Annotated in this window: 14 protein-coding genes; 1 reads left to right on the top strand and 13 read right to left on the bottom strand. The window is 52.2% G+C overall.

The features are described 5' to 3' along the window. Positions 1-5: 5 nt before the first annotated feature. Both addB and BJP58_RS29075 read right to left on the bottom strand, forming a co-directional pair. Positions 6-3,536 carry a helicase-exonuclease AddAB subunit AddB gene (gene addB / locus BJP58_RS29080; protein ID WP_194541633.1) on the bottom strand — a complete coding sequence of 1,177 codons (3,531 nt, stop codon included), beginning with the start codon at positions 3,534-3,536 and terminating at the stop codon, positions 6-8. A gap of 306 nt (positions 3,537-3,842) precedes the next feature. After that, positions 3,843-5,216 carry a class I SAM-dependent rRNA methyltransferase gene (locus tag BJP58_RS29075; RefSeq protein ID WP_194541632.1) on the bottom strand — a complete coding sequence of 458 codons (1,374 nt, stop codon included), beginning with the start codon at positions 5,214-5,216 and terminating at the stop codon, positions 3,843-3,845. 154 nt (positions 5,217-5,370) lie between these two features. Between BJP58_RS29075 and BJP58_RS29070 the strand changes: the two genes are divergently transcribed. Beyond that, positions 5,371-6,342: a Na/Pi cotransporter family protein gene (locus tag BJP58_RS29070; protein ID WP_194541631.1), complete on the top strand. Its 972-nt coding sequence runs from the start codon at positions 5,371-5,373 to the stop codon at positions 6,340-6,342. On the opposite strand, the gene BJP58_RS29065 is transcribed toward BJP58_RS29070, so the two are convergent. The 11 genes from BJP58_RS29065 to BJP58_RS29015 all read right to left on the bottom strand — a co-directional run bounded on the left by BJP58_RS29065 (position 6,339) and on the right by BJP58_RS29015 (position 17,249). Continuing rightward, the gene (locus BJP58_RS29065) at positions 6,339-6,794 is read right to left on the bottom strand and encodes an NUDIX hydrolase (RefSeq protein WP_194541630.1); all 456 of its coding nucleotides are present in this window, start codon (positions 6,792-6,794) and stop codon (positions 6,339-6,341) included. The genes BJP58_RS29070 and BJP58_RS29065 overlap by 4 nt on opposite strands. An 86-nt stretch (positions 6,795-6,880) precedes the next feature. Further along, positions 6,881-8,224: a tRNA (N(6)-L-threonylcarbamoyladenosine(37)-C(2))-methylthiotransferase MtaB gene (gene mtaB, locus BJP58_RS29060; RefSeq protein ID WP_194541629.1), complete on the bottom strand. Its 1,344-nt coding sequence runs from the start codon at positions 8,222-8,224 to the stop codon at positions 6,881-6,883. A gap of 2 nt (positions 8,225-8,226) precedes the next feature. Then, positions 8,227-8,997: an RsmE family RNA methyltransferase gene (locus BJP58_RS29055; RefSeq protein WP_194541628.1), complete on the bottom strand. Its 771-nt coding sequence runs from the start codon at positions 8,995-8,997 to the stop codon at positions 8,227-8,229. 72 nt (positions 8,998-9,069) lie between these two features. Next, entirely contained in the window at positions 9,070-9,762 is a 693-nt protein-coding gene (locus tag BJP58_RS29050) for a site-2 protease family protein (RefSeq protein ID WP_194541627.1), read from the bottom strand. A 2-nt stretch (positions 9,763-9,764) separates the two neighbouring features. Next, a complete protein-coding gene (gene prmA / locus BJP58_RS29045) occupies positions 9,765-10,742 on the bottom strand; it encodes a 50S ribosomal protein L11 methyltransferase (protein ID WP_194541626.1) in 978 nt (325 codons plus the stop codon). A gap of 300 nt (positions 10,743-11,042) precedes the next feature. Then, positions 11,043-11,243 (bottom strand): YfhD family protein, encoded by a 201-nt coding sequence (locus BJP58_RS29040; protein ID WP_009590798.1) that lies wholly within the window; start codon positions 11,241-11,243, stop codon positions 11,043-11,045. Between the two features lie 46 nt (positions 11,244-11,289). Further along, positions 11,290-11,661, bottom strand: a complete 372-nt coding sequence (locus tag BJP58_RS29035; RefSeq protein ID WP_113058333.1) for a hypothetical protein — start codon at positions 11,659-11,661, stop codon at positions 11,290-11,292. Positions 11,662-11,892: 231 nt separating this feature from the next. After that, positions 11,893-13,011 carry a molecular chaperone DnaJ gene (gene dnaJ, locus BJP58_RS29030; protein WP_071222920.1) on the bottom strand — a complete coding sequence of 373 codons (1,119 nt, stop codon included), beginning with the start codon at positions 13,009-13,011 and terminating at the stop codon, positions 11,893-11,895. Positions 13,012-13,104: 93 nt separating this feature from the next. Further along, positions 13,105-14,946 (bottom strand): molecular chaperone DnaK, encoded by a 1,842-nt coding sequence (dnaK, locus tag BJP58_RS29025; protein WP_194541625.1) that lies wholly within the window; start codon positions 14,944-14,946, stop codon positions 13,105-13,107. 86 nt (positions 14,947-15,032) lie between these two features. After that, complete coding sequence (gene grpE, locus BJP58_RS29020; protein WP_194541624.1) at positions 15,033-15,644, bottom strand: nucleotide exchange factor GrpE; 612 nt, start codon at positions 15,642-15,644, stop codon at positions 15,033-15,035. A gap of 63 nt (positions 15,645-15,707) precedes the next feature. After that, entirely contained in the window at positions 15,708-17,249 is a 1,542-nt protein-coding gene (locus BJP58_RS29015; RefSeq protein WP_194541623.1) for a TCP-1/cpn60 chaperonin family protein, read from the bottom strand.

Below are 17,249 nucleotides of genomic sequence, written 5' to 3'. Positions count from 1 at the left end.
CTCTCTCACCGGCTCTCTCCTCCCTTCGGATGTCCAAGCATCTCCCAAACCTGATCTTTACCCGGTTTACCCAGCAGCTGATATTCGCTGCCCTCAATTGCGTCGTCGAACTGGCATACAGGCCGGAAGGAACAGTACGTGCAGGCCGTCTCCTGCTGAATCCGGTACGGCACAATCGCGACATCGCCTCCCGTAATTCTGGAGCCGATATTCAGCATGTTCTCCCGCACGGCGGACAACAAGGTCTTCCACTGGTCAGGCGTTGCCACGGCCGCGCTGCTGTAGAAGCTGCCGTCCGTTTTGACGGCGACGGGCAGAATGGTCGAATGTCCTTTTTCAAGGAACGAGTCCATGAGGGAGACCGCTTCGCGGTCTGCCAGCAGCAGGCCCTTCATTTTGTATCGTTTGAGCAGCTCTTCTGCCGCCTGCTCCGGCGTCATGCCGTTTGCGGATTGCAGGATTGGATCATGAACGTGGAAATACAAGGTTCCCGCAGGCAAGGCCTGCTCGCCGAGCCAGTCCTCCGCAAACGTCAGCAGCACGTCCAGATAGGTCAGCATCTGCAAGGATAACCCGTAATAGACCTCATGCAACCGCAGATCCTTCTGGCTGGATTTATAATCAATGACCCGAAGCATGATCCCATGCTCTCCGCGTGCCATGTCAACCCGGTCAATGCGCCCGACAATCTCCATCTTGACCCCGTTCGGCAATTCAAACGTCAGCGGCGGCAGCGGCTTCCCGGGACCGAAATCGAGCTCGAGACCGATCGGCTCAAATTTGCCGCGCCTTGCTTGTTCGCCCAAAATTACGGACGCTCTGCCCACGATGTTTTTCAGCTTGCGCGATATATATCCATATCGCTTGGAGCTCAATAGAATTTCACCCTGCAGCATGGGAGCTAGCCGATCGACCGTTGCTTCCGCCTCGCGCAGGCATTCCTCCGCGGTCAGGTCTCCCCAGCTTCGATGCTGTGATTGAAACTTCACGGCCATGCTGCTTAAGGCAGCATGAAACAGCTGACCGATGTCAGGAGCTTGAAGACGGTACAACTGCCGTTCTCTCAGCTTCAAACCATGGGAGGCAAAATGGGAAAACGGACACGCAACAAAGCGTTCCATCCGGGATACGCTTGTCCGCAGCTTCGTTCCGTACAACTGCCTGCTGGTTTCCTGCTTAAGCGGCCGGGCTTCATTCCGGTAGGACAAGGACGAAAGCATCGAAGAAAGACGTGGCCTTAATTCCGGCTGCTCCGCATACCAGTTGTACACATGCCACCAAAAGTCCGGAATCTCCTCTCCATTCCTCCAGTCACGAAGCCGACCCGTTAAATAAGCAAGCGTCTTATCCGGACGGGCGGCATAATGCTCCTGCTCACTGGCTGATTGCCCGGCATGCGGCCTTGGAAACAATGGGACCTCTTCCATCTGAAACATCAGCTTCAAATGGCGGATGACCTCGGATGGCAGCAATGTCTTGCCTTCATCGTCCGCCGCAGGATAGCTGACCCACAGCTGATTACTAGCCGAAGTCAGAGCATTATAAATCAGGAACCGTTCATCCAGCAGTCTGCGGGATATGCTTGGAGCAAGCTCCAAGCCGCGGTCTTCGAGCTGAACACGCTCCGGTTCTGTCAGGATCCCATCGTCCTGGAACTGGGCTGGGAGAACACCATCATTAATGCCGAGCAGAAAAGCATATTTCACCCCGCCCGTCCGTGTCCGATCCATGCTGCCGATCAGCACTTGATCCAGAGAAGGTGGCACCAGAGCCATTTTCATCTCCGTAAGTCCCGTACCCAGCACGCCCGTGAACAATTCGGTGCTGAGCTTCTCCGTACCCATCATCTCCACAATCTGATCGAGCAGGTCAAGCACTGCCCCCCATACCTGGCGATGCTCCCTGGCTTCCTCAGGACGCCCGGCATCCAGGGCAGCGCGGCTTAACAGCTCGAGCTTCTCAGGAACAGCGGCTTCCTCCAGAAGCCGGTAGACTGCCGTGCTCTGATCCATCGCATTCGTTGCCTTCTTCATCCGCTTCTCAAACGCATGCAGCGGCTCCGTAATCACCTTTCTGGCATACTCAATCGCCTGCATCCCATGCGGATTTCGCACCTCACTCTCTCCGTCTTCTAATGAGAGACTTGGAATTCCCTTCCAAGGGCGTCCATCCGTCCAGCGTGTGCCCTGGATTCCGGAAGCCAGCACATGGTTTTCCAGACGGTCCATGTCCTCACGGGTAAGCGATCCGTCCAGCGGCAGCAGCAGATCCGTCTTCACACAGCGGAATACGTCCTCATAACGCCAGCGGCGTCCGATGATATCCAGCGCAGAGCGAATAAATTCGACCAGCGGATGATGGAGCTCGCTTCGCTTCTGATCCAGAAAATAAGGAACGCCGTGTTCCCTGAACAAAGGACCTATCAGATGCTCATATTCTCCCATATTCCGGACAAACACGGCCATTTCCCGGTATCTTGCCCCTTCTTCTCGAGCGAGACGCACCATTTCGCGTACAGCCCCTTCAATTTCAGCCCGGCGGTGACTGGCAGCATGCAGAAGAAGACCTGCCCTGCTGCCGTCCGGATGGCTCACTGTAACTCCGTCACGGGCAGCTTCCGTCCAACGTTTCTTCCGATCATAACCGCGCTCGAGATGAGCAAGCAGAGGGGACTCTTGAAACCGCGGAAGAACATCGGGTTGCAGAATACGATGCTCCATATCCAACCCCATCTCATCGGCAATGCCTTCAAGCTTTATGTACGTCACCGCGGTAGGATGAAAGAGATCCAGCTCATGCGGAACATTCCCGTTCGTATAAGGCTTGTCCAGTGTCAACGCAATCGTTACGCGGTTGGCATGCGTCATAATTTCCCGGAGCACCCGGTACTCCTGCGGCGTAAAGCCATGGAAGCCATCGATCCAAATGTCCGCGCGCTTGATATACTCTGATTGGGTCACGCCCTCTGCCAATGAGGCCAGCGTATCTTCCTCATCCATGTAGAACCTTGAAATCTCAAGCTCAAAATCGCGAAAAACCGTTACGATGTCCTCCAGCTTGCGCCGAAGCATCGGAGAATTCCCAGAGCCTGACAGCATCTGTCCCAGCTGCTCCTCCACGCAGGCAGCATCAATGCAATAGCGCTTCATTTCTGTATACAGCTCGCTCAGCTTACCGACAAATCCATGCTGCTCTCCCGAAGCACCGAACAATTGAAGCTCTTCTTTGCGCCTCCGCAAAATTTTGTACAGCAGCATGCGCTTGCCTTCTTCGCTGATCGCCACCTTCGCGGCCCCGCCGGTTTCTTGCATGACACGGTAAGCCAGTCGACGGAAACTGAGCACTTGCGCGCGCATCATCCCGCGAATGCCTCCCGCATTAACGAGTGCATGCTCCGCTTCATAGGACCCTTGCTCGGGAACGATCAGTATCATCGGATTCCCCTTGGGATCTTGCTCCAATCGCTCGATCATCTCTTGGCGGATCGACGTGCTCTTGCCGCTGCCCGACCTGCCAATAACAAATTGAATGCTCATGCTATGCCTCCTTTACATCGTCTCCGAAAAGGACTCCTTCACCCTTCAAAACAGCTGCGTTTCCGGTGAAATCATGCCCTTGAATCTATTAGTCAAATGCATCAAAATTCATATAAAATCCCTGTCTTGGTTCGTTCTCTATCAAAAAAGATGCTGATTACTAGTATAGCATAAGTATCGTTTGATGGAACATACGTTTGGATTTCATTCCCATTCCAAATTATTGCGGGCATACAAAAAAAGGACCCTGCCATTGTGGTTCACCCACCATGGCAAGATCCTTCGCTTCTACCGTGCTGCTGCACTTTAAAGTTTCGATTTGCTGCGCACTTCAAACACGGCAAATTTCAAATAATGCCCCTCGTCGACCCCGAGAATTTGCGGATGATCCTTGCCAGCCGCACGCCATTCCACGAGTCTCAGAATTTTTCCGGCGTCTTTTGCCGCATCCTGAATGGTCTCCAGGAACAAATCCGGCCGCATATGGTACGAGCAGCTTGCCGTAACCAAATAACCGCCCTCATTCACCAGTTTCATGCCATGAAGATTGATGTCCTTATATCCGCGGCAAGCCCCTTTAACGGCAGACCTGGTTTTGGCAAAAGCCGGCGGGTCCAGAATAACCACATCCCAGGAACGTCCGCCTCCTGCGGTCAGCGGTTTGGAGGTATCCACTTTCTGATCCCCTTGCGCACGCAACTCGCGTTCCTCCAGCCCTTTTACCTGATTGCGCAAATATTGGAAGGCATCGTCCACTACAAACTCCACGCGATCCTGGAATCCGTTCAATTCCACATTCTCTTTGGCGCTTTCAATGGCATGCTCCGATATGTCAAGGCAGGTCACTTTCTTGGCGCCATAAAGGCAGGCATGCAGCGTGAAACTTCCCGTATGCGAAAAGCATTCCAGCACCGTGGCTCCATCCCAATAAGGAAAAGTAACTTCCTTTCCGCTTTTGTTCACCGGTAAGGTCTTCTTCTCACCGTCTCGTTCCACCGTCTGGAGCGTGATCCCGCTGCGGCTTCCCCAACCATTCATTAACGGTTTAATGGATGCCCGGTTCTCGCGCTGATCAAAGAAATATCCCGTCTTCTGGCCTTCTTCGATATCCACCTTGATCTTTAGGCCGTTCTCCGTCACCGTGACGTGGCGAGGACATTCCCCGTATAGAATACCCGTGCGCTGCTCCAGCCCTTCCAGTTCGCGGATGGACACGTCGCTTCGTTCATAGATTCCTTTCGGCTGGACCACCTCGACAAGCGCGTTCACGATGTCCTCACGGCAGCGATCCATCCCCAGCGTCAGCAGCTGCATGACCAGTACGTCATCAAAACGGTCCACAATCAGCCCCGGCAGAAAATCCGCCTCGCCATATACCAGCCGGTAGGCGTTCTCATCTCCGATAAACCGTTCCCGGTGTTTCAGGCATTCCTGAAACCTGGCGGCGAAAAAAGCCTTGTCCATCGTCTCAACGGGCTCGTACGAAACGGTGCGTACGGTGATTTGCGATTGCGGGTTGTAATAACCGGAGGCGAGAAAGCGGCCTTGATGGTTTAGTACCGATACAATATCCCCCGGCTTGGGTTCACCTTCAACAGAGGCAATCTCGCTTTTATAAACCCAGGGATGCCCCTGCTCCAGTCTCTTTTTTCGACTGCGCTCCAAAATTACCGATGGCACTGTATTTCACTCCTTAAGTTATCCCTGGCCATTTCCATAGGCATGCATGTCCGCCAAGGGTCATATACGTAATTAAGAAAAAAAGTTTATCGCCGGACTTTCACAGCAGCGGATGCTTCATATCCCCGCTTTATTTCACAAAAAGGAGAACATCATGCTATCCTCACTCTGGTTTCCCATCTGTTATGGTCTTGTCCTGTTCCTGTTCGGCATGAAGGTCATGGAGGTTGCCCTTCAACGCTGGGCCGGTCCGCTGCTGCATAAGTGGCTCCATAAAGCGACATCTACGCCCCTTAAGGGCATGATCGCCAGCACGGCGGTTACGGCGCTGCTGCAAAGCAGTACCGCCGTAACCGTGCTGGCAATCGGTTTTGCCAATGCCGGATTGTTAAGCCTCGCCGGTACCCTGGGCGTTATTCTCGGCACGAACATCGGCACAACGGTAACCACCGAGCTCATCAGCCTCCAGATTGGACAAGCCGCCATGCCGCTGCTTGTCCTCTCGCTAATGCTATGGGTCGGGGCCGTACTCATCAGCGAGCGCGCGCCTTCGAGCTACGACAAGTTAAAAAACAACTTGATCCGCAGCCAGTTTTTATGCCTTGCTGTCGCCGGATTCTCGCTGGTGCTGCTTGCTATACAATTCATGCAATCCATCGGCCCGACCCTTCAAAGCCTCGGTGTGTTCCAATGGTTCCTGGACCAGGCTTCGCGGAGCGTCCTCTGGGGCATTGCAGCCGGAACGATATTGACTGCTCTGATGCACAGCAGTGCCGCTGTCATCGCTATGGCTATGGGGCTTGCAGCCAGTGGCGCCCTGCCTCCGGAGATCGGCGTTGCCATCGTTCTTGGCTCCAATGTCGGCACCTGCGCCACAGCGCTTATAGCAGCCATCGGCAGTACCCGAGCAGGGCGATTCGTGGCATGGTCCCATATGGGGCTGAATATCGGCGGAGTCCTGCTCTTTACCCCGTTCATATCGGGCTTAACTGCCGTATCCGGATGGTTAGCAGCGGATCCGGCCGGGCAAATCGCCCATGCGCAAACCTTGTTTAATATCGTATGCTCGCTTATCGCGCTCCCACTATGCTATCTGCCCTTCTGGAACAAGCGGGCACAGACCTAAAATTTCATATCTTCATCCGCAGGAACGCTAACCTCGAGCAGCGTTAGCGCTTTACGCAGGATGATATCATTATTATTATATCCGTTGCTGCGCTGCTTCCTCCATGCGGCCAAAGGCTCGAACCAGTCCACCCCGTTGATTTCCTCGATTTGGGGTTTTAAGCTGCCTTTTTCTGCCTTAACCAGATAGTAATGAACTTCCTTGTCCACCTGGCCGAACTCGGGATGATGGTATTTATATGCAATAATGTCCACTGGAGAGGTGATGGATCCGACTATACCTGTCTCCTCGCAAATCTCTCGAAGTGCCGTTTGCTCGACGGTTTCACCGGCTTCCATCTTGCCTTTGGGAAGCGAGGTTTTTCCATAACGGTCCAAAATAAGCTGGATCTGAAGCGCCCCTTCATGATGACGGTATACCACGCCGCCTGCGGAAATCTGTGTATATGTCATGTCCTATTCCTCCTTCATGTACAACAAGGATTCCACTTCCGGTAGCCAGGAAATGAAATCCTTGTCTGGTATGGCCGCTATTGGAATTACTGGGCAGCTGCCTTTAGTCCATGATCCATGACGCTGAGGAGTTCACCCTCGCATTCATTCACACCGGCTTTGGTTACTTTTACGCGGCACAGTTTGCCTTCGAGATCAGGCGATCCGTTGAATACAAGCTGCAGGTAATTATCGCTGTACCCCTGCATCTTTCCGCCGTTAGGAGCTCCCTTGTATTCGCGCTCCGGTATCACTTCCAGAATCTGACCCACAAAACGTTCAGCATAAGCAAGCTGCAACTGCTCTGACAAGTCAATCAAATCATGCACACGTGCATTCTTCACTTCCTCGTCCACCTGATCCTCCATCCGTGCCGCCGGCGTGCCGGTACGCTTCGAATACGGGAATACATGCATCTCGGAGAACTGAATTGCCTTCATCAGATCATAACCGTTACGGAACATCTCGTCGGTTTCGCCAGGGAAGCCAACGATAACGTCCGTCGTAATACCTACATCGGGCATCGCTTGACGAATCAAGCCCATCTTGTTATAGAACTCTTCGGTTGTATATTTACGGCGCATCCGTTTCAGTACCGTATCATCCCCCGCTTGCAGCGGAATATGAAGGTGGCGGCACATTTTACTGGAGCGGTTCAGCACATCCAGCATCTTCTCATCGATCTGGCTTGCTTCGATGGAGCTGATGCGGATCCGTTCCAAACCGTCTACCCGGTCAAGATCCCACAGCAAATCGGACAATCTGTAATCTTCAAGATCATCTCCGTACCCGCCTGTGTGAATACCGGTCAGCACGATTTCCTTATAACCCGCTCCAACCAACTGATGCGCCTGTTTGATGATGCTCTTCGGATCACGGCTGCGTGACAAACCGCGGGACCAAGGGATAATGCAGAACGTACAGAAGTTGTTGCATCCGTCCTGGATTTTCAGAAATGCACGAGTGCGTTCTGCGAAATCCGGAACGTCCATTTCCTCAAATACCCGGGTCTTCATAATATTGCGAACAGCATTAATCGGCTGACGCGTCTTTTCAATATCATGGATGAAATCCATGATTTTATCGCGATCCTGGTTCCCGATCACAAGATCCACACCCGGTATATCCAGAATTTCTGCAGGCGAGGTCTGGGCGTAGCAGCCCGTTACAGCCACGATGGCCTCGGGATTGCGGCGAACCGCGCGTCTGATCATCTGACGGCTCTTCTTATCCCCTGTATTGGTAACGTGGCAGGTGTTAATCAAATAAACATCTGCGGTTTGTTCGAAGTCCACCTGGTCGTAGCCTTCATTTTTGAAGTATTGCCAGATGGCCTCGGTATCGTAAAAATTGACTTTGCAACCCAACGTATAAAACGCTACGGATGGCATGTTCAAACGCCCCCCATTTCTCCAGATTCATATAGTGCGCAGGCAAGCGCCGTCATGCCGGCAGTCTCGCAGCGAAGGATCCGTCTTCCAAGTCCAACGGATACGGCTCCTGCATCTTCGGCTGCTCGGCATTCCTCTTCCGTAAAGCCGCCCTCGGGTCCAACGACCAGCAGCAAGCTCGCCTTCTCGGCCGAATTCGACAGCGCCTGCTCTACAAAAGGCTTCAGCACGTCCCTCAGCTGGGAGCCATGCTCTTTTTCATAACAAAAATATACGGCATCATAGCCGGAAAACGCTGCAAGCAGATTTTTCCAAGGCAGAGGCTGTTCAACAGACGGTATCCGGTTACGATGCGCCTGTTCAGCCGCCTCTTTCGCAATCTTGCGCCAGCGCTCCAGCCGCTTTCCTTCCTTCTTGGCATCGTACTGAACAATCGTTCTGTCCGATAAAAAGGGCACAAAGGACACCGCGCCGATCTCGGTACACTTTTGGATGACGGTCTCCATCTTATCGCCTTTCGGCAAGCTTTGAGCGATGCTCACTTGCAGACGCGGTTCCTGGGTCATCTCCATGGGTTCAATTACAATTGCAATGACACTGGCCGCCTCGATGCTTTCAATCTCCACCATGGCTTCGCGGGATGCCCCATCGCTTACAATCAATTTATCACCAAGCCTGCCTCGCATGACCTTGGTAATATGACGGGCGTCATCGCCCGTAATCTCAACACGGTCTCCCTCGAATTGTTCGGGAGTGACAAAATATCGCTGCATCTTTAACCTCACCTAACTCCAAAATCGCCAAACCCCATCATACAACTTTTCGTGCTAACTGACCAGAGTAAATCAGAGCCGGTAACCGCCGGTCATCATAATGAACATGTCCAAAAATTTGGAAGACAGCGCATGTGCCGCATCATACAGGGGCTTGATCGTATAATCCTGGAACACGGGCAACAATATGATCAACAGGAAGAAAAGGATCGACCATTGCTCAAACTTCTGAATCCTCGCACTGAGACGCGGAGGCAACGCATTCTCAAGAACCCTGTAGCCGTCCAGCGGAGGCAATGGAACAAGATTGAACAGACATAGAAAGAAGTTGAGCAATATAAATATATTAAAGAACAAATGCACCGCTTGATCCGTCTTGGTAATTCCCTCTGGAGGAATAATCCCGGTTTGGTACAGAACAGCATAAATGAGCGCACCAAGTATACCTAACATAAGATTACTCAGCGGACCCACCGCCGCCACAATGATGCTCATTCGGCGCGGGTTGCTGAAGTTCTCGCGATTGATCGGTACCGGCCTTGCCCAGCCGAAACCTGCAATCAGCAAGAGAATAATCCCCAGAAAATCAAAATGTACCGCCGGATTCAGTGTAACCCTTCCCAGCAGCTTGGCCGTTGGGTCTCCGAATTTATTCGCAAAATAGGCATGCGAGAATTCATGCACGGTAAAGGCAATAATTAAAGCAATCAGATAAAAAGGAAGTTGTTCCAGCGGATAAAATAACAGTTGGTCCAAAAACTCCATAATCAGTTTTTCCTCGCCACGAACGCAACCCAATCATCCTCGCGGCAGATGTCGGCAATTTCGAAACCGGAGGCAATCAGCGCCTTTTCTACGATCTCTTCTTTGTTCTTGTAAATGCCCGAGGCGATATAAGCGCCTCCCGGCCGAAGAGCCTGGTATACATCGTCTACAAACAACAGGATGACCTCAGCCAAAATGTTAGCCACTACAACTTGTACCGGAAGCGTCACGCCCAGATCGGATGAATCGGATTGATTGGTGATTACAGAGAGCAGATCGCTTTCCTTGACCGTAATCCGATCTTCCAAACCGTTAAGACGGGTATTCTCCATTGCGCTGGATACAGCAACCGGGTCCAGATCGAGAGCCAGTATCCGTGACGCTCCCAAATGCGCGGCGCCGATGGAAAGTATGCCAGAGCCTGTCCCGACATCTATGACTTCCTCTCCACCCTTGATCACCATCTCGAGTGTGCGCAAGCATAACGAAGTCGTCGGATGCGTTCCAGTGCCGAAGGCCATGCCCGGGTCCAGCTCAATAATCGATTCTTGATCGGATTCCGGCGTGTACTCTTCCCATGTCGGCTTGATTGTCAATCGCTCGGATACACGGATCGGTTTGAAATACTGCTTCCAGGCCGTTGCCCATTCATTCTCATCGACGGTCTTCATCTCGTACCTGACTTCACCTGTATCAATCCCAAATTCCTTCAGTTCATTCACGCGCGGCGTTATCTCATCACGGATCGCTTCCAGGGTCACCGTCTCATCAAAGTACCCTTTGATTACGGCTTGCCCTTCAGGAATATCGTTAAACGGAACGATCTCATCAAACCACTGTCCAAGGGATGTGTCCCGCTTCTTGTTTGTCGTACCGGATTCTTCGATCGAAACGCCTCCGGCTCCCGCCTCATGCAGGAAATTCGTAATCATCTCCACGGCTTCCTCCGTGGTATGTATCGTTAATTCATGCCATAACATGTGCTACTGTTCCTCCTCATTCATACATAGTTATTATTGTACTATATTGAGGACCCCGGATACAAAGTTTGTACTAAAATACCATGAGGACTTTACTTACAAATCGGTCAAATGCGGAATACGTCTATCAGCGTACTTTCACAGAAGACAGACCTCATATGGCGGAAGTTTTACTTGCGGAATAAGGATGGCTATCCTCCGAAGTTTATACTTTCTTATCTCTTCAACAAAAAAGCCCTGCTTACCACCTCCGTAACAAGAAAGGTAAGAGGGCTCTTCCAAACGCTGAAGCCATAACGACTAATCTACATTTTTACTGGTTTCATCGAGAATTTTCTTCAATTGGCGTTCATCCGCCGCCTCGCTTCTGCGCAGCGCTTCCACATCATCGTGATCGGCTTCCATGGCCGAAAATTCAACATCCTCCGCCTTAGCGGATTGAAGGGCAATCATTTTCTCGGTTTTGCTCGAGATTTTCCCTTTTTTTACGCGTCTCATCATGAATACCGTTCTCCTTTCCAAAATAAAGATCAGAGCCGTCCTTACCTTAAATCATGCCGCCGGATTCTTCGATTAGCCGCATGGCTTGCGGAAATACGCCTTCGTCCAATACAACCGTCAGCAAAATATCCCGGCCTTCGGTTCCGTCCTCCCCGCCGCTGCTCATCCCGCTGGCGGACGGATCCGCTGCCCCGAGAATTCCGGCTCCCGGCCCCGAAATATCCGCATTTAAGGTCAGCGTTGTTAAGCTTGCAATGTTGCCTGTCAACGGATTCATCGGATTGTTGAGCTCCCCGCCGGGATCGGCGCTAAACCGGTCGATGGACATATCGGCAACGCGCAGCGACTGCAATTTGCGGGCAGCATGCTGGGCTTCTTCCGGGCTTTTAAAATACGCCAAAATATTTTTCTCTGCCACTTCATTTCACCTGCATTTCCTAATTCAAGATTGCAACTTCCTAGATGGAACTTCCCTAGGTTGCTTCATCGTCAAGTGTTTTATTCTTGAGGAATCGGCTGTTTAAGCTGGCAGACCACCTAAAGCTCCCTTCCGTCCCCAGAAACAAAAAAACAGCAGGCCGAAGGTTGATCACCTTAAGCCTGCTGCTGTTCTTTAAGCTATGAGGGGGGGTAACCCCATAAGTTTGTATTAGTCACCGCGGAATGCTTTTTTAACACGGTCAAAGAAAGACTGTTCCTGCTCATGGGTCTGTTCGCCATCAAGGGAAGCAAACTGACGAAGCAGCTCTTTCTGATCATCACTCAGCTTGCTTGGCGTAACGACCACAACCTTGACGTGCTGGTCACCCTGTCCCATGCCGCGAAGCCGAGGCACCCCTTTGCCTTTCAAGCGGAAGAAGGTTCCCGTCTGCGTACCGGCCGGAATCTTCAGCTTCACTCTCTCCGTCAGCGTCGGGATCTCAATCTCGTCGCCAAGCGCAGCCTGAGCAAAGGTAAGCGGCACTTCGCAATAAATGTCGTCCCCTTCGCGTTCGAAGAAGTCATGCGGCTTCACGCGGATGACGATATACAAGTCACCGGCCGGACCGCCGCGGAAGCCGCCTTCGCCTTCACCTGTCATGCGAAGCTGAGCTCCGTCGTCCACACCAGCAGGCACGCGAACATGAATCTTGCGCTGCTTCTTCACTTTGCCGTTGCCGTTACAAGTCGAGCAGCGGTCTTTGATGATTTTCCCTGTTCCGTTACAGTTCGAGCAAGCGCGACGGTTTACCATACGTCCAAACGGCGTATTTTGCACGACTTCTTGCTGCCCGCTGCCGTTACACACCGAACATGTATGCGGCTGCGTGCCCGGCTTCGCACCGGAGCCGTGACATGTATCGCATGTCTCCGTTCTCGGAATGGTGATATCCGTTTCCTTACCGAATACCGCTTCCTTAAATTCAACCGTCATCGTATATTGCAGATCGTTCCCCCGCTGAGGCGCATTCGGATCACGGCGACCATTACCGCCAAAGAACATATCGAATATATCTCCAAAACCGCCGAAATCACCGGAGAAACCGCCTCCGCCCATACCTTGGTTCGGATCGATATGACCATACTGGTCATACTGCGCACGCTTCTGACCATCGCTCAATACATCGTAAGCCTCTTTCACTTCCTTGAATTTGGCTTCCGCGTCAGCCGCTTTGTTCACGTCCGGATGATATTGGCGAGCCATTTTGCGGTACGCCTTCTTGATTTCATCGTCCGATGCATCCTTGCCGACACCGAGCACCTCATAATAATCACGCTTATCAGCCACGGTTTCACCCCAATCTCTTTATTACTCTTTTACATAAGGAAAGCCAAAGTGCGAAGATGCGCAGCTTTGACCTTCCCATACAATCTATTCAGATTAACCTTTGTTTTTATCTTCGTCAACAACCTCGTAATCTGCATCTACGACATTGTCTTTCTTAGGAGCGCCGGCGTCAGCACCTTCAGCACCTTGCTGTTCCTGTTGTGCTGCTTGCTCATACAGCTTTACGGACAGCTGCTGTACGATTTGGGTCAACTCCTCTACCGAAGCGTTAATCTCTTCGAGGTTATCGGATTCAAGGGCCTTCTTCACTTTGTCTTTCGCTTCGTTCGCTTTTTCCACTTCGGAAGCGTCGACTTTGTCGCCTAGATCCTTGAGTGTTTTCTCGGTCGTGTATACGAGTTGGTCCGCATTGTTGCGAGCTTCTACCAGCTCTTTGCGTTTACGGTCTTCTTCAGCATGAAGCTCAGCGTCCTTCATCATTTGCTCAACTTCAGCATCGCTCAAGCCGCTGGAGGACGTGATCGTGATCTTCTGGCTCTTGCCAGTACCTTTATCCGTCGCCGATACGTTTACGATACCGTTCGCATCGATGTCAAAGGTAACTTCGATTTGCGGCACGCCGCGCGGTGCTGGAGGAATGTCTCCAAGCATGAAGCGTCCCAGCGTTTTGTTGCCGGCAGCCATTTCGCGTTCACCTTGCAGCACGTGAATTTCAACGCTCGGCTGATTATCGGCATACGTGGAGAATACTTGGGATTTGCTTGTTGGAATCGTCGTGTTGCGGTCGATCATTTTGGTGAATACGCCGCCTGCGGTTTCGATACCGAGGGACAACGGAGTTACGTCGAGCAACACAACGTCTTTAACGTCACCTGTCAATACGCCGGCTTGAACGGCTGCTCCAAGCGCAACCACTTCGTCAGGGTTTACGCCTTTGTGAGGCTCTTTTCCTGTCAATTTCTTAATCGCTTCCTGTACGGCAGGAATACGAGTGGAACCGCCGACAAGGACGATTTTGTGAATATCGTTAGCGGTCAAACCTGCATCGCTAAGCGCTTGACGAGTCGGGCCAAGCGTACGCTCTACCAGGGAAGCAGACAATTCTTCGAATTTAGCACGAGTCAGGTTAATCTCAAGATGCTGAGGCACGCCGTCAGCAACGGTGATGAACGGCAGCGAAATCGTGGTTGTCAGTACGCCGGACAATTCTTTTTTCGCTTTTTCCGCAGCGTCTTTCAGACGTTGAACAGCTGCTTTGTCTTTGCTGAGATCGATGCCTTGCTCTTTCTTGAATTCGGCTACCAGGTAGTCAATGATCACTTGGTCAAAGTCGTCGCCGCCAAGCTGGTTGTCCCCGCTGGTTGCTTTTACTTCGAAGAAGCCATCGCCCAGTTCTAGAATGGAAACGTCGAATGTACCGCCGCCAAGGTCATATACCAGGATGGTTTGGTCTTCGGATTTCTCCATGCCGTAAGCCAATGCAGCAGCGGTCGGCTCGTTGACGATACGCAGCACTTCAAGACCCGCGATTTTACCGGCATCCTTGGTCGCTTGACGCTGGCTGTCATTAAAGTATGCAGGAACCGTAATAACCGCCTGGGTTACTGGTTGGCCCAGATAAGCTTCCGCATCGGATTTCAGCTTCTGCAGAATGATAGCAGAGATTTCTTGCGGCGTGTAGTCTTTGCCGTCGATGGATTCTTTGTGATTTGTACCCATATGACGCTTAATAGAGATAATGGTACGATCCGGGTTGGTGATCGCTTGACGTTTCGCTGTATCCCCAACGATACGCTCGCCGTCTTTCTTAAATCCGACAACGGATGGAGTCGTACGAGCACCCTCCGGATTCGGAATAACTACTGCTTCCCCACCCTCCATTACGGCTACGCAGGAGTTGGTTGTTCCTAAGTCGATACCAATAACTTTGCTCATGTAAAAATTTCCTCCTTATTCATTCACACGAATCCTCGCATGATCTTCATCAATTTTTTATATGATAAACGACTATCGAAAGTCGCTTACATGCTCACTTTAACCATCGCAGGTCTTAACACTTTATCTTTAAGCTTATACCCCTTCTGCACTTCCTCAACCACGATGCCTTCCTCGTATTCATCGCTTTCCACCTGCATGATCGCTTGGTGATACTCCGGATTGAACGGCTCGCCTACACTCTTCATCGCGGTCAAGCCTTCGGTAGCAAGGACCGATTCCAACTGGCGGAAGATCATGCTGACTCCCTTGGAGAAGGATTCAAACTCCGGGTTCTCCTCGGATGCCTGAAGGGCACGCTCAAAATTGTCGATGACGGGCAGAAGCTCCGTAATCAGTTTGGAAGATGCATATTTGCCCAGATCTTCTTTCTCCTTCTGGGTGCGACGACGGAAGTTGTCAAAATCCGCTTGAACTCGCAGGGTACGCTGCTGGTGCTCCAGCACCTCAGCCTGAAGCTTCTCAAGCTCTGCTGAACCTGCTTCATCCGCCGATTCCGTTACAGGAATCTCCTGTTCGGGATTTACGGCTTCCTCTGCAGACCCGCTCTCACCCGTATTTGGCGTGTTCTCCAAAGTTTCTTCCATCATTTCTTCTGTAACTGTATCTTGAACGGCATCCTTATGCTCTTTATTCAAGACGCCTTCACCTCCTTCATAGTCTAAAACAGTCTATCCGTGATTTGTTCTATACCTTAAGCGTTATTCGCCTATTTCTTTCATCTTGATGACGTGATGAATCCGCAGCACGGCTGCTGCGACTTCACCGGCTGCCCGCAAGCCGTGAAGTTTAACCGGTGCCGGATCCAGCACGCCCAGCTCCTCATAATCGACAACCCGGCCGCTGTCGCAATCAATACCCATGCAATCAGAGTCTGCACGGATTTGCGCAGCGCGCACTTCTTCCATCTTCTCGAGCGGGTTGTAACCGGCATTGAGAAGTATCTGCGACATCGGCTTGCGCAAAGCCGCCGAAACGGCTTCCATGCCGAAGGCTTCCATGCCTTTCTGAGCCTCCCGGATCCGTTCCAACTCGTAGGACACCGCGAGTTCGCTTGTCCCGCCGCCCGGAAGCACCCCTCCGGAAACGGCAGCCTGCAGTGCCGAGGCCGCATCCCCAGCGATTCTGGCCGCTTCGCCTACGACCTCGGAAGTGCTTGCCCCAACAATGACCGTCACGATACGGTCCTTGTCTTGGCTGCCGCAGGACAGCCGGATTTTCTCGATGCCTTCATCATAAGCGACACGCGGGGTATCACCCAGAAGGACCGCAAGCTCCTTCGAGTCTTTATGTAACGCCTTGCGGCGTATGGGAGTAGCTCCCGTCATGTCGCTTACCCGGCGAAGATCCGCACGGGAGACGCGCGGTACAACCATCATGCCGTGATCCAGGCAAAACTGCTCCGCATCCGGGTGGATGCCTTTTTCAAGCAGGATGAGTTTTACGGACAGCTCGGACAATCTCTCCAAATCTGAAGCGAACACTTTTCGGAGATCCATATATTGCGCAAATCCGGCTTCGGTTGTGAGCGCCTCTTCATCGATCTCATCCGGCTCCAGGGAATCAAACAGCACCAACACTTTTGCATCGTCATAGGACCTGGACTCGCGGGCGAAGATCGGTCGCTGCCGGAGCAGAACCCCCTCAAACACTTCATTCTCGGCATTCTCCAGGGCAATTATACTGTCCGCGAGCGAGTAGGAAGGATCCTGAAGACGGGTGATTCCGGCTTTCCTCGCAGCTTGCATAATCAGCTCCACGATGTCCTTCCGTTCACGCCCCGCAACGTACACCGTCCGTTCCAGCAGCGGATCATCCAATCCGTCGATCAGCCGAACCCGCTTTGTTAACAGCTCCATCGACTTCTCGATTCCTTGACGCAGCCCCTCCACCACCTTGGATGCAGGCACCCCGCGGGTGATGCGGGAAACCCCTTCCTGCACAAGTGCGCCTGCAAGCACGGTAGCCGTTGTGGTTCCGTCGCCGATTTTCTCCTGCTGCGCTCTTGCCACCTGAATGAGAAGGCGGGCAGCCGGGTGGGTGACATCCATTTTATCCAGAATCGTTACCCCGTCATTGGTAATGACCACTTCGCCGCGGGGACCTACCAGCATCACGTCGAGCCCCTTCGGTCCAAGCGTGCCTTCTACAGCGGACGTGACGGCCCGGACGGCATTACTGTTGTTTAATAGCGTAGAATAACGTTCATCTCCGTCCACTTGGCTATGTTGTCCTTGGCTCAT

Source organism: Paenibacillus sp. JZ16 (genome assembly GCF_015326965.1).
GTDB lineage: Bacteria > Bacillota > Bacilli > Paenibacillales > Paenibacillaceae > Paenibacillus_AQ.
The sequence above is the reverse complement of the archived record's forward strand: the minus strand, read 5'-3'. Positions and strand labels throughout refer to the sequence as shown.

Bases quoted from the DNA above. Each gene is read 5' to 3' on its own strand.
- BJP58_RS29040 (WP_009590798.1), bottom strand. From the start codon at position 11,243: ATGATGAGACGCGTAAAAAAAGGGAAAATCTCGAGCAAAACCGAGAAA.
- BJP58_RS29065 (WP_194541630.1), bottom strand. From the start codon at position 6,794: ATGACATATACACAGATTTCCGCAGGCGGCGTGGTATACCGTCATCAT.
- prmA (WP_194541626.1), bottom strand. From the start codon at position 10,742: ATGTTATGGCATGAATTAACGATACATACCACGGAGGAAGCCGTGGAG.
- mtaB (WP_194541629.1), bottom strand. From the start codon at position 8,224: ATGCCATCCGTAGCGTTTTATACGTTGGGTTGCAAAGTCAATTTTTAC.
- BJP58_RS29050 (WP_194541627.1), bottom strand. From the start codon at position 9,762: ATGGAGTTTTTGGACCAACTGTTATTTTATCCGCTGGAACAACTTCCT.
- addB (WP_194541633.1), bottom strand. From the start codon at position 3,536: ATGAGCATTCAATTTGTTATTGGCAGGTCGGGCAGCGGCAAGAGCACG.
- BJP58_RS29015 (WP_194541623.1), bottom strand. From the start codon at position 17,249: ATGAGCCAAGGACAACATAGCCAAGTGGACGGAGATGAACGTTATTCT.
- dnaK (WP_194541625.1), bottom strand. From the start codon at position 14,946: ATGAGCAAAGTTATTGGTATCGACTTAGGAACAACCAACTCCTGCGTA.
- BJP58_RS29055 (WP_194541628.1), bottom strand. From the start codon at position 8,997: ATGCAGCGATATTTTGTCACTCCCGAACAATTCGAGGGAGACCGTGTT.
- BJP58_RS29070 (WP_194541631.1), top strand. From the start codon at position 5,371: ATGCTATCCTCACTCTGGTTTCCCATCTGTTATGGTCTTGTCCTGTTC.